Source organism: Kordiimonas marina (genome assembly GCF_023006325.1).
In the GTDB taxonomy this organism is placed as follows: Bacteria; Pseudomonadota; Alphaproteobacteria; order Sphingomonadales; family Kordiimonadaceae; genus Kordiimonas; species Kordiimonas marina.
This window is the reverse complement of record NZ_JAINDF010000007.1, coordinates 18,944-30,862: the sequence shown is the minus strand read 5'-3', so window position 1 is coordinate 30,862 and position 11,919 is coordinate 18,944. Positions and strand designations below refer to the sequence as shown.

11 protein-coding genes are annotated in these 11,919 nt (G+C 61.4%); 10 read left to right on the top strand and 1 reads right to left on the bottom strand.

The features are described 5' to 3' along the window. The first annotated feature begins 34 nt into the window (after positions 1-34). From K6118_RS15310 to K6118_RS15295, 4 genes are all read left to right on the top strand, one after another. A complete protein-coding gene (locus K6118_RS15310) occupies positions 35-745 on the top strand; it encodes a double zinc ribbon domain-containing protein (RefSeq protein WP_247121363.1) in 711 nt (236 codons plus the stop codon). A 63-nt stretch (positions 746-808) separates the two neighbouring features. Continuing rightward, positions 809-1,063, top strand: a complete 255-nt coding sequence (gene grxC / locus K6118_RS15305) for a glutaredoxin 3 (RefSeq protein WP_247121362.1) — start codon at positions 809-811, stop codon at positions 1,061-1,063. Between the two features lie 3 nt (positions 1,064-1,066). Further along, positions 1,067-1,900 (top strand): carbon-nitrogen hydrolase family protein, encoded by an 834-nt coding sequence (locus tag K6118_RS15300; RefSeq protein ID WP_247121361.1) that lies wholly within the window; start codon positions 1,067-1,069, stop codon positions 1,898-1,900. Positions 1,901-1,905: 5 nt separating this feature from the next. Continuing rightward, complete coding sequence (locus K6118_RS15295) at positions 1,906-2,373, top strand: DUF1178 family protein (RefSeq protein WP_247121360.1); 468 nt, start codon at positions 1,906-1,908, stop codon at positions 2,371-2,373. A gap of 41 nt (positions 2,374-2,414) precedes the next feature. On the opposite strand, the gene ubiG is transcribed toward K6118_RS15295, so the two are convergent. Next, complete coding sequence (ubiG, locus tag K6118_RS15290; protein WP_247121359.1) at positions 2,415-3,176, bottom strand: bifunctional 2-polyprenyl-6-hydroxyphenol methylase/3-demethylubiquinol 3-O-methyltransferase UbiG; 762 nt, start codon at positions 3,174-3,176, stop codon at positions 2,415-2,417. A 187-nt stretch (positions 3,177-3,363) separates the two neighbouring features. Between ubiG and K6118_RS15285 the strand changes: the two genes are divergently transcribed. From K6118_RS15285 to hisS, 6 genes are all read left to right on the top strand, one after another. Further along, positions 3,364-4,593, top strand: a complete 1,230-nt coding sequence (locus tag K6118_RS15285; RefSeq protein WP_247121358.1) for an aspartate kinase — start codon at positions 3,364-3,366, stop codon at positions 4,591-4,593. A gap of 40 nt (positions 4,594-4,633) precedes the next feature. Then, a complete protein-coding gene (locus K6118_RS15280; RefSeq protein ID WP_247121357.1) occupies positions 4,634-5,665 on the top strand; it encodes an NAD(P)H-dependent flavin oxidoreductase in 1,032 nt (343 codons plus the stop codon). Between the two features lie 101 nt (positions 5,666-5,766). After that, a complete protein-coding gene (gene ptsP, locus K6118_RS15275) occupies positions 5,767-7,974 on the top strand; it encodes a phosphoenolpyruvate--protein phosphotransferase (RefSeq protein WP_281500860.1) in 2,208 nt (735 codons plus the stop codon). A gap of 297 nt (positions 7,975-8,271) precedes the next feature. Beyond that, on the top strand, positions 8,272-9,342 hold the full coding sequence (locus K6118_RS15270) for a helix-turn-helix domain-containing protein (RefSeq protein WP_247121355.1): 1,071 nt from the start codon (positions 8,272-8,274) through the stop codon (positions 9,340-9,342). 150 nt (positions 9,343-9,492) lie between these two features. Next, complete coding sequence (gene ispG, locus K6118_RS15265; RefSeq protein WP_281500846.1) at positions 9,493-10,647, top strand: flavodoxin-dependent (E)-4-hydroxy-3-methylbut-2-enyl-diphosphate synthase; 1,155 nt, start codon at positions 9,493-9,495, stop codon at positions 10,645-10,647. A gap of 21 nt (positions 10,648-10,668) precedes the next feature. Next, the gene (gene hisS / locus K6118_RS15260; protein ID WP_247121353.1) at positions 10,669-11,907 is read left to right on the top strand and encodes a histidine--tRNA ligase; all 1,239 of its coding nucleotides are present in this window, start codon (positions 10,669-10,671) and stop codon (positions 11,905-11,907) included. Positions 11,908-11,919 lie beyond the last annotated feature (12 nt).

The window sequence follows — 11,919 nt, the reverse complement described above, 5'->3', positions numbered from 1 at the left end:
CGGGCGAACATCGGTAAGCAGGTTTGCAGGCGCTGTGGTGGACTTTCTGCTGCCGCCGCGCTGTGCTGCGTGCGGGGAGCGAATCCACGACCATGGTCACCTGTGCGCGACATGCTGGCCAGCACTCAGCCCGATTGCCCAGCCTTTTTGTGAAGGCTGCGGCCTGCCGTTCGAGCACGCGGGCGAGGCGGAGGACGGTATGCTGTGCGGCGCCTGCTATGCCAACCCGCCCGGGTTCGATTGGGCGCGCGCGGCCGTGCTTTATGACGATCTCGGCAAGAAGCTCGTGCTCACGCTCAAGCACGGCGGCGAGGGGGCGGCGGTGCCGGTGCTCGCACGCATGATGGCGTCTGCGGTCGCAGGCAGGGACGCAGTCGATCTCATCCTGCCGGTGCCGCTCCATCCGCGCCGGTTATTGAAGCGGCGCTTCAACCAGTCGCTGTTGCTGGCGGAGGCCGTTGGACGGCAGGCGGGGCTGCAGGTAGACCGTTTCAGCCTGGTCCGGCGCAAGGCCACACCCAGCCAGGGGCCGCTGGGCCGCAAGGCACGGTCCGCCAACATGGCCGGGGCTTTTGCCGTCACCGAGAAGGGCAAGGAAAGCCTGAAGGGCCGCCATGTCCTGCTCATCGATGACGTGATGACGACCGGGGCGACGACATCGGCCTGTGCGCGGGTGCTCAAACGGGCGGGGGCGCTGTCCGTCGGTGTGCTGGTTTTTGCCCGTGTCGCACAGCCTGTGGGCTGAGGGGCTCTTTTCTTTTTGCCCGTCCTCGCCTACATAATAGGCAAAGAAATGAAGGAGCCGACCGTGGCTGATGTTGTGATTTACAGTTCGAATTACTGCCCCTACTGCTTCCGCGCCAAGGCGCTCTTACAGGAGCGTGGGGCGGCTTTCCGTGAAATCGTCGTCGATATGAACCCGAAGGCGCGGGCAGAGATGCGCGAACGCGCGGGCCGCAATACCGTGCCGCAGATCTGGATTGGCGGCAAACATATTGGCGGCTGCGATGACCTCTACGCGCTTGACCGCAAGGGTGGTCTGAAGCCGCTTCTGGCAGGCTGAGCCATGTTCAAGGCCGCGCTCATTTCGCTGACCTCCTCCAACATCATGGCGGATAATATCGCCGTGGTGAGCGGCTATATCCGTGAGGCGGCGGCGGGCGGCGCGACCTTTATCAGCACGCCAGAAACCACGCACTTGATGGAAATGAACCGGAAAGCGGTGCTGGAGAAAACCTTCGCCGAGGGCGACGACCCCGGCCTCAAGGCATTCCGGGCGCTCGCCAAAGAGCTGAAGGTGTGGCTCCATATCGGCTCGCTGATCATCAAGGTGGCGGAAGACCGGCTCGCCAACCGGGCCTTCGTGATCGCGCCGGACGGTGACATCGCCGCGCGCTATGACAAAATCCATCTGTTCGATGTGACGCTGGCGAACGGTGAAGCTTACCGCGAGTCCGCGCTCTATGACGCGGGCGATACCGCGGTGACGCTCAGTACTCCGTTCGGCACGCTGGGCCTCAGCGTTTGTTATGACCTGCGTTTCCCGTATCTTTACCGGGCGCTGGCGACGGCGGGGGCCAATATCCTGCTGGTCCCGGCGGCTTTCACCAAACAGACGGGGGAGGCGCACTGGCATACGCTATTGCGCGCGCGGGCGATCGAGACCGGGTCTTTCGTGCTGGCGGCGGCGCAGGGCGGGCTTCATGCCACGGGGCGCGAAACCTATGGCCACAGCCTTGTGGTCAGCCCGTGGGGTGAGATTCTGGCCGATGGCGGCACCGGGAATGTTACTGGGCCCGGCGTTACCTTTGCCAACATCGACCTTGACCTCGTGGCGAAAGCGCGGCAAACCATACCCTCCTTAACCCACACCCGTGCGTTTACGCTCGAAAGTCTGTAGTCGTCATGATTGTCTTTGACCTAAAGTGCCCTGATAACCACCGCTTCGAAGCCTGGTTCCGGTCCTCGTCCGCGTTTGAGGAACAGTGTGCGGCGGGTGTGGTCGAATGCCCCTATTGCGGCTCGGCCGAGATCGTCAAGGCGCCGATGGCCCCGAATGTTGCCGCCAAGGGCAACACCCAGCCTGAGGCAAGGCCGGCCCAGATGCAGAATATGGTTCATGCTGAAGGCGATGGCCGGTTGGCCGAACTGGCGGCGCAGGCCCGTGAAATCGTCAACCAGATGCGCGAGCATGTGGAAAAGAACTGCGACTATGTCGGTGCCAATTTCGCCGAGGAAGCCCGCAAGATCCACTATGGCGAAGCCGATGAGCGCGGCATCTACGGTGAAAGCACGACCGAGGAAACCCAGGCGCTTATCGAAGAGGGTATCGATATCCTGCCGTTGCCGGGCAACCGTTCAACCGACGCGTAAGCGATTTTCATCTAGTCTTTGAAGGAGGGGCTGTCGCGGGTTTATTTACCCGTCGCGGTCATGGCGTAATTGACTGCCGTGTCGGTGGCGGAAAGTCGCCATTTCCGGCTGAACGGATTGAAGACGAAGCCGGTGGCATCGCCTGCCTTGAAGCCCGCACGGACGAGAGCAGCAGAAAGCTCATCCGGTTTCAGGAACTTGTTCCAGTCGTGCGCGCCGACCGGCAGCCAGCGCAGCACATGCTCGGCGCCGACGATCGCGAACAGATAGGCCTTCGAGGTGCGGCTGATGGTGCTGATCAGCATGATGCCGTCGTCCTTCAGGAGGCGCCGGCAGGCGTCCAGATACACGTCCACATCCGCGACATGTTCCACCACTTCCATATTGATGATCACGTCGAATTTCTCGCCCGCCTCGGCCAGCGCTTCGGCGGTGGTGTTGCGGTAATCCATCTCAAGGCCGGACTGTTCGGCGTGCAGGCTGGCGACCTTGACGTTCTTTTCGGACGCGTCGACGCTGACCGTGGTGGCGCCCAGGCGGGCCATCGGTTCCGAGATCAGGCCACCCCCGCAGCCGATATCCAGAAGCCGGAGACCGGTGAAGGGCTTGAGGCCATGGTCATCGAGCCCAAAATGGCGGACGACTTCCTGGCGGATATACATAAGGCGCGTGGGATTGAGCTGATGCAGCGGCTTGAACGGGCCATACGGGTCCCACCAACTGTCGGCGATGCGGGCGAAGAAGGCGACTTCATCTTCGTCGACGGTGGCGCCGGAGGCGGTTTTTTCGGTCTCGTTCAGCATTTCTTTTGTCCCGATCAAGCTTTTTGCGCGTGTTTTGGCCTTCTAGGCGCTTGCGTGGGCCTTCGGCAGCCAGTAAACAATATCGCGCTGTTCTTCAATACGCAGGCTTGGGCTCCAGGGCAAGGACTAGGGCAGAAGCTTGCGTCATTTTTGACGGCCAGGATGTACAGATGGCCAGGATGTGTAAATGGCACGCATAGTTAAGAAATTTGGCGGCACCTCCGTGGGTGACATGGACCGTATACGGAATGTCGCACGCCGGGTGGCTCAGGCGGCGAACGAGGGTGACGAAATCGTTGTCGTGGTTTCCGCGATGGCGGGTGTCACCAACCAGCTTGTCGGCTATTGCCGTGACGCCGCCCCGCTGCATGACGCGCGCGAATATGATGCTGTCGTTGCCTCGGGTGAGCAGGTGACGGCGGGGCTTCTCGCGATCTGCCTGCAGGAAATTGGCGTGCCTGCGCGCTCCTTCCTTGGCTGGCAGCTGCCGATGCGCACCAATGATGTGCACGGCGCCGCCCGGATTGAGGAAATCGGCACAGACGCGCTGGATGCTTGCCTGGCCGGTGGCCGTGTGGCTGTGGTCGCGGGCTTCCAGGGTATCGCGGACGACAACCGCATCACCACGCTGGGCCGTGGCGGGTCGGACACGACCGCGGTGGCGCTGGCGGCTGCCCTGAAGGCTGAGCGCTGTGATATTTATACCGACGTGGACGGGGTTTATACGACCGACCCGCGGATCGTGCCCCGGGCGCGGAAACTGGACAAGATCACCTATGAGGAGATGCTGGAGATGGCGTCCCTCGGTGCTAAGGTATTGCAGACGCGCTCCGTGGCGCTCGCGATGAAATATGGCGTTCGCACGCAGGTGCTTTCCTCCTTCGAGGACAAGCCGGGCACGCTGGTTGTTGGTGAGGATGAGATCGTGGAACAGGAAGTCGTCAGCGGGATCGCATATTCCCGCGGTGAAGCAAAAATTACCGTCGTCGGCCTTGAAGACCGCCCGGGCCAGGTGTCGCACCTGTTTGCGCCGCTTGCGGACGAAAATATCAACGTCGACATGATCGTTCAGTCGGCGTCCGAGGACGGCCATTCGACCGATGTCACCTTCACGGTGCCGGAGGATGACCTGCTGCGTGCGGTCAAGATTCTGGAAGCGAACAAGGAAGAGCTGCGTTTCCGCGACATCGTCTACAACGGCGATGTGGTCAAGGTTTCGGTCGTCGGTGTCGGGATGCGCAGCCATGCCGGTGTTGCCCGTACCATGTTTGACACGCTTGCGGACAAGGGCATCAACATCCAGGTTATTTCCACCTCGGAGATCAAGGTCAGCGTGATCATCGATGCGGAATATACCGAACTGGCAGTGCGGGCACTGCACACGGCCTATGGCCTTGACGCGCCAGTTGGTGCATAAGAACGGCACCTGATATTTGGTGACAGTGGGGGCTTTATAGATGAACGAGCAGGGTTTGGAACGGCTCCACGAATTGTGGCGGCGCGGTACCGAGTTTTTAGGCAGTGACTATGCTATCCTCGGCGGTGCCATGACGTGGGTGTCGGAACGGAACCTGGTTTCGGCCATTTCGAATGCCGGTGGGTTTGGCGTTGTCGCCTGTGGCGGCATGACCCCGGATCTCCTGGCGGCGGAAATCGACGCGACCCGCGCGCTCACCGACAAGCCTTTCGGCGTCAACCTGATCACCCTGCACCCCGGGCTCATGGACCTGATTGAGGTCTGCCGCGAGAAGCAGGTGAGCCATGTGGTGCTGGCGGGTGGCCTGCCCTCCGGTGACGCGATTGCCGCCGTCAAGGCGTTCGGCGCCAAGCTCATGTGTTTTGCCCCCACCGCGGCGCTTGCCAAGAAGCTGGTGCGTACGGGCGCAGACGCTATCGTGATCGAAGGTATGGAAGCCGGCGGCCATATCGGCCCGGTATCGACCAGTGTGCTCGCGCAGGAAATCCTGCCGGTTATCCGGGATGTACCGGTGTTCGTGGCCGGTGGTATCGGCCGCGGTGATGCCATCGCCGCCTACCTTGAAATGGGGGCGTCGGGCGCCCAGCTTGGTACCCGTTTCGTGGTGGCCGAGGAATGCGTCGCGCACGAGAAATTCAAGAAGGCCTTCATCCGCGCCAGCGCCCGTGACGCGGTCGCCAGCGTTCAGATCGACCCGCGTTTCCCGGTCATCCCGGTGCGCGCGCTCAAGAATGAAGGCACTGAACAGTTCATGGAAACCCAGCGCGATGTTGTCGCGCGTTTCCATGCCGGTGAGCTGAACCAGGAAGACGGTCAGATGCAGATCGAACATTTCTGGGGCGGGGCTCTCCGCCGGGCCGTTGTCGACGGGGATGTCGAATCCGGCTCCGTCATGGCGGGACAAAGTGTCGGCATGGTTAAAAAAGTTGAACCGACGGCCTATATTATCCAGGAGCTCGTCGAACAGGCGGCCCATCATGTGGCCGAAGCCTGTGGATTCGACGCAAACTGAGGTGACAGTTGCCCGCCATTCCCGGTGGGCGAGAAGAGGGGATTTTTGTGCCTGACCATGTCAGCCAGCCACGGCTGTTGTTGAGACGTCTACATAGCGTGATGGCCTCCGGCGGTCGCGCGCAGGACCGTCTCAACCGCGTGGTGCGGGTGATTGCCCAGAACATGGTCGCCGAAGTTTGCTCCATCTACCTGACCCGTGCAGGCGGTATTCTGGAACTTTTCGCCACCGAAGGCCTGAAGGAAGAAGCTGTCCACACGACCCGCTTCCTGCCCGGCCAGGGCCTTGTCGGCCTTGTTGCCGAACGCGGCCTCCCGCTCAATCTTTCCGAAGCCCCGCAGCATCCGCGATTCGTCTATCGTCCGGAAACGGGGGAGGAAGTTTACCATAGCTTCCTCGCGGTCCCGATCCTCCGGATGGGACAGGTGGCGGGCGTTCTTGTCGTTCAGAACGTGGCACCCCGGCGCTATTCGCCTGAAGAAGTCGAGGTCCTGCAGACCATTTCGATGGTGATTGCGGAACTGGTCGGCTCGGGTGAACTGGTCGCCCCGGATGAACTGACGGAAGAATCGACGGCAACGGGTGAGCCGATCACGCTGGACGGCATGCCGCTCGCGGGTGGTGTCGGCGCCGGTGTTGCCGTGTTCCGCCAGCCGCAGGTCAAGATTTCCCGCACCGTCGCGGATGACATTGAGGCGGAACAATCGCTCCTTGAAGACGCGCTTACTGAAATGCGCAGCCAGCTGGAGCAGATGCTTGAGCATCCTGATCTCGCCCATGGCGGGGAACACCGCGAGGTTCTGGAGACCTACCGCATGTTCGCCTATGACCGGGGCTGGCAGGAAAAGATGCGCGATGCCGTGCGCTCGGGCCTGACCGCCGAAGCCGCGGTCGACCGGGTGCAGCAGGAAAACCGCGCCCGCATGTTCAAGATCCGCGATCCCTATCTCAGGGAACGCATCGCGGACTTCGAAGACCTGGCGACCCGGCTTATCCGCATCATCCAGGGTGACCGGGAAAACCATAAAATCAAGCTGACGGAAGATTCGATCCTGATTGCGCGCGCGATCGGTCCGGCCGAGTTGATGGATTATGACCAGGGCTACCTGAAGGGTATCGTGCTTGAGGACGGCTCCACCACCGCGCACGTCACCATTATCGCCCGCGCCATGGGTATCCCCGTGCTGGGGCGTGTGTCCGGGCTGCTGACCCACGTCAAGCCGGGTGAACAGGTCATTGTCGACAGCACGACCGGTCACGCCTATGTGCGCCCGGCCGAAGACGTCATCGAAACCTACCGGGCCACGGTCGAGCTGCAGGAAAAGCGCCTGGCGCTGTATGCCGCCGAGCGGGACCTGCCTGCGGTAACCCTGGACGGTGAGGAAATTTCCCTGTTCATGAACGCCGGTCTGCTTGTTGACCTGCCAAGCCTCGACAGCACCAACGCCGACGGGATCGGCCTGTTCCGGACCGAGTTCCAGTTCATGGTGTCGCCAGCGCTGCCGAAGGTGGAGGAGCAGACCAAAATCTATGCCGCCGCGCTTGATGCCGCAGGGGACCGGCCGGTGGTGTTCCGGACGCTCGACATCGGCGGCGACAAACAGGTACCGTTCCTGCCGCGTGAGGATGAGGAAAACCCGGCGATGGGCTGGCGCGCGATCAGGATCGCGCTCGACCGTCCGGCGCTGCTCCGCTATCAGCTGCGCGCGCTTCTGTATGCCGCCGCGGGCCGCAGCCTGCATGTCATGTTCCCGATGATCGCCGAGGTCGCGGAACTGAAGCGCTGCAAGAAGATCCTCCAGAAGGAAGTCGACCGCCTGACCCTGCATGGCCGGACACCGCCCAAGGCGATCAAGGTCGGCTGTATGCTCGAGGTGCCTTCCTTGAGCTGGCAGATGGACCTGCTGCTCAAGGAAGTGGACTTCCTGTCGATCGGCACCAATGATCTGATGCAGTTCTTCTTTGCGTGCGACCGGTCAAACCCGCGCCTGGCGGACCGGTATGACCTTTTGGCGCCGCCGGTCCTGCGCTTCCTGCGCTCGATCGTCCAGGCCTGCCATCAGGCGGATGTTCCCGTCACCCTGTGCGGTGAAATGGGTGGCCGTCCGGTTGAGGCGATGGCGCTGATGGCGCTGGGCCTCCGGCGCTTCAGTATTTCGCCGACCTCCATTGGCCCGGTAAAGCGGATGGTGCGCACGGTCGAGCTTCATAAATTGAGCAATTTCCTCGAAGCTCACCTGGATTCTTCGGACCATTCGATTCGCGACTCATTCATCAGTTTCGCCCGCGATCACAACATCAAGGTTTGATGTTTGCCGTTAAGCTATAATAGCTTGTCGGAAAGTGCGGTTATTTAACCTTAAAAATTATTTCTATTTGACTCGGCTTATTAAATGTTTTTTGACTTATGTGTGGCTCAATCGACACTGTAACAAAAAATATGAGCCACTTCCGCAAGTGCGATTGGGTAACGCGGGGTAGCTCCTTCGATAACTTGTGGTGCTCGAGAGGCCGGGGAAATTCCCATAAAACGGCCCATGATGGGGACCTGATGCCTAGGGGCGTCGGTTACTGCTTGTTCAGGCGAAGATCAGGCAGGGGACGGTATGACTATGGATAATGATACAGTGTCAGTTGCAGAGTTGCTGAGAACCGCGCGGGAAGCGAAGGGGCTCAGCATTCAATCGGTTGCCAAGGAAATCTGTGTCCGGAGTACTTTCCTGAAGGATATTGACGCAGGGCGCTTTGACCGCTTGCCCGCGCCTGCCTTCTCTATCGGTTTTGTGCGTGCCTATGCCAAGATGCTCGGCCTTGACTGCGAAGAAATTGTCGCGGCTTTCAAGGAAGAGAGCGGGCTGGTCACCGATTCTGAACCCAAAATGGATTTGATCAACGCCGCGGTCGAACCGCCGCGCAAGGGTCTGCCGGGCTGGCTTTCGCCGGTGGCGGGGCTTGTGGGTGTGTCGCTGTGCTGGTTCCTGGTGGGCGGCAATCTGGCGTCGCTTGGCTTTGCCACGTCGGCCACGGTGACCGCGCCGATCGATACAGTCGCGGAAGAAAAAGCCCAGCTTGCCGCCGTCAAGGCGCAGTTGCCGGACATGAAGGCGGACACCGCCGAGGTTCCGGCGTCATCTGCACCGGCGACAGCAGTTGCCGCGACCCTGACGGTGGATGCCCGGAAGCCCGCCGAAGTTCAGGCCAAAGATCAGGCCGGCGTTCAGAAAGATCAAGCGGAGGCCCCTGCGGCCGTCCAGGTCGCCGATGCGACTCAGGCCAGTGCTGACAGCGAGAGCCAAAACCAGAAGCGAGTTTATGAAGAAGCCCGCTCGCTTTTCCTGCCTGCGGCGCATGCGTCTGCCCCGAGCCGGAGTGCCACCAGCACCGAAGGCGATGTAAAACTGGAAGCGCGTGAAGATTCCTGGGTGCGGCTGGTGAATGCAGACGGCAGCGAACTGTGGTCCGGTGTTCTGCGTGAAGGCCAAAGCTACAGCCCGCAGCATGATGGCCAGCTTTATCTGTCCACCAGCAACGCTGGCGGCCTGATGGTCGCGGTTGGCGGGATGCCCGCGCATGTCCTGGGCGACCGGGGGCAAATTATCTCCGACCTGAAGCTTAGCGCCAGCAAGCAGCTTTCGTCGGTCCGCCCGGCGGATGCGGACGTTACCGGCTCACGCTGACCTTCCGGTTTTCCAGACCTTGCACAAAGCCCTGCCTCTGGCGGGGCTTTTTGTTTGGGCAAGTGAGGCAAAATCCCAAAATCCTTGCTTTCGGCGAGGGGGTTCCTCATGTATAACGCCAACCGTAACTGTTGAAGGTATGGTGCAGGCATGAGCATTCGCCCCTGGAGAGACGTGATCCGACGCAAATCCCGCCAAGTGATGGTGGGCAACGTTCCCGTGGGCGGGGATGCGCCGATTGCCGTGCAGACCATGACCAACACGCTGACGTCCGATGCGAAGGCGACGCTCCAGCAAATCCATGCCGCCGTCGAAGCCGGGGCAGATATCGTGCGGGTTTCCTGCCCGGACGAAGCCTCCACCGCCGCGATGCCGGAGATTTGCCGCGAAGCCGGTGTGCCGATCGTCGCTGACATTCACTTCCATTATAAGCGCGCGCTTGAAGCCGCGGATGCCGGGGCTGCGTGCCTGCGCATCAACCCCGGTAACATCGGCTCGTCCGAGCGGGTGAAGGAAGTGGTGCGCGCGGCCAAGGCCAACGGCTGCTCGATGCGGATCGGCGTCAATGCCGGATCTTTGGAAAAGCACCTGCTGGAAAAATACGGTGAGCCGTGCCCGGAAGCGCTGGTTGAAAGCGCGCTCGAACACGCCCGTATCCTCGAAGACAATGACTTTTTCGATTTCAAGATCAGCGTGAAGGCGTCAGACGTGTTCCTGGCGGTCGCGGCCTACCACGGCCTTGCGGAAGCCTGCGACTATCCGCTCCATCTCGGCATCACCGAAGCGGGCGGCCTGCGTGGCGGCACCGTGAAATCGTCGATCGGTATCGGCTCGCTCCTGTGGGCCGGGATTGGCGACACCATCCGCGTGTCGCTGTCGGCTGAGCCGGTCGAGGAAGTCAAGGTTGGTTTTGAGATCCTGAAATCGCTGGGCCTCCGCCACCGCGGCGTCCGCATCGTTTCCTGCCCGTCCTGCGCGCGCCAGGCCTTCCCGGTCATCAAGACCGTGGAGACGCTTGAAGAACGCCTGAGCCACATCCACACGCCCATGAGCCTGTCGATCATCGGCTGTGTCGTGAACGGCCCCGGCGAAGCGCGTGAAACCGACATCGGCCTCACCGGTGGCGGCAACGGCAACCATATGGTCTATCTCTCCGGGATGACCGACCACAAAATCACCGACGACAAGCTCGTCGACCATATCGTTGAGCTGGTCGAGAAAAAGGCCGCCGAACTGGAAGCCCAGAAAGCAGCTGAAGCTGCTGAGGCTGCCGATGCGGCTCCGGCCCACGCTCACGCACATTAGATACAATTAAAGGAATTTCCCGTGTCCAAACTGCAACCAGCGCGGGGCACGCGCGATATTTTTGGCGATGAAGCCCGTTCGATGACCGCCGTGGTCGAGACCTTCCGTAAGGTCGCAACCACCTATGGCTTCGAGGAAATGGCAACGCCGATTTTCGAGTTTACCGAGGTGTTCAAACGTCCGCTCGGCGAAGCGTCCGATGTGGTCTCGAAGGAAATGTACACGTTCGAGGACCGCGGCGGCGAGGAGATTACCCTCCGCCCGGAGTTCACCGCCGGCGTCTGCCGCGCCTTCATCTCCAACGGCCTGCAGCAGCATCTGCCGTGCCGCCTGATGAGCTGGGGCCCGGTGTTCCGCTATGAGCGCCCGCAAAAAGGCCGCTACCGCCAGTTCCACCAGATCAACGCTGAGCTACTGGGGCCGGAAACGCCGGAGTTCGATGTCGACATGATCGCGCTGGCCTGGTCGCTCCTCAAGGCGCTTGGGCTGGGGGACAAGGTTGTCCTCAACCTCAATACGCTGGGCGATATCGAAAGCCGCATGGCGTACCGCGATGCGCTCGTGAGCTATTTCGAAGGCTTTAAGGACAAACTGTCGGAAGACAGTGTGCGCCGCCTGACCACCAACCCGCTCCGGATCCTCGATAGCAAGGATGAGGGCGACAAGCTGCTGGTCGCGAATGCCCCCTTGCTGTCCGAGCATCTGAACGACCATTCGCGCCAGTTTTTTGAGACTGTATGCAAAGGCCTTGATGCTGTCGGTGTGCCCTATGAGCATAATGAGCGGCTGGTGCGTGGGCTCGACTATTACACCCACACCGCTTTCGAATTCATCACCACCGAGCTTGGCGCCCAGGGCACCGTGCTTGCTGGTGGCCGCTATGACGGGCTCATCGAAAAGCTGGGTGGCCCCAAGGTGGCCGGGATTGGCTGGGCTGGCGGTATCGAGCGCCTGGCCATGCTGTCGAATATCGTAACGGATGCGGAACGATCTATTGTTCTGGTGCCGATGGGTGAAGCGGGCACGCTGAAGGCCTTCACGGTCGCGGATGACCTGCGCACCGCGGGCCATGTGGTGACCGCTGACCGCAGCGGCAACCTGGGCAAGCGCCTGACCCGCGCGGCCAAGGCGAACGCCCGCTATGCCATCATCATCGGGGATGATGATGTCGCGGCGGGCACCGCCATGCTGAAGGACCTCGATAGCGGCGAGCAATCGTCGGTCGCGTTTGACGCGCTTGTTGCGGCGGTCAAAGCGTAAGGGGCAGGGACG

Excerpts from the sequence above, each read along its gene's own strand:
- ubiG (WP_247121359.1), bottom strand. The coding sequence starts at position 3,176 with ATGCTGAACGAGACCGAAAAAACCGCCTCCGGCGCCACCGTCGACGAA.
- K6118_RS15295 (WP_247121360.1), top strand. The coding sequence starts at position 1,906 with ATGATTGTCTTTGACCTAAAGTGCCCTGATAACCACCGCTTCGAAGCC.
- K6118_RS15270 (WP_247121355.1), top strand. The coding sequence starts at position 8,272 with ATGACTATGGATAATGATACAGTGTCAGTTGCAGAGTTGCTGAGAACC.
- K6118_RS15285 (WP_247121358.1), top strand. The coding sequence starts at position 3,364 with ATGGCACGCATAGTTAAGAAATTTGGCGGCACCTCCGTGGGTGACATG.
- ptsP (WP_281500860.1), top strand. The coding sequence starts at position 5,767 with ATGGCCTCCGGCGGTCGCGCGCAGGACCGTCTCAACCGCGTGGTGCGG.
- K6118_RS15300 (WP_247121361.1), top strand. The coding sequence starts at position 1,067 with ATGTTCAAGGCCGCGCTCATTTCGCTGACCTCCTCCAACATCATGGCG.
- K6118_RS15280 (WP_247121357.1), top strand. The coding sequence starts at position 4,634 with ATGAACGAGCAGGGTTTGGAACGGCTCCACGAATTGTGGCGGCGCGGT.
- ispG (WP_281500846.1), top strand. The coding sequence starts at position 9,493 with ATGAGCATTCGCCCCTGGAGAGACGTGATCCGACGCAAATCCCGCCAA.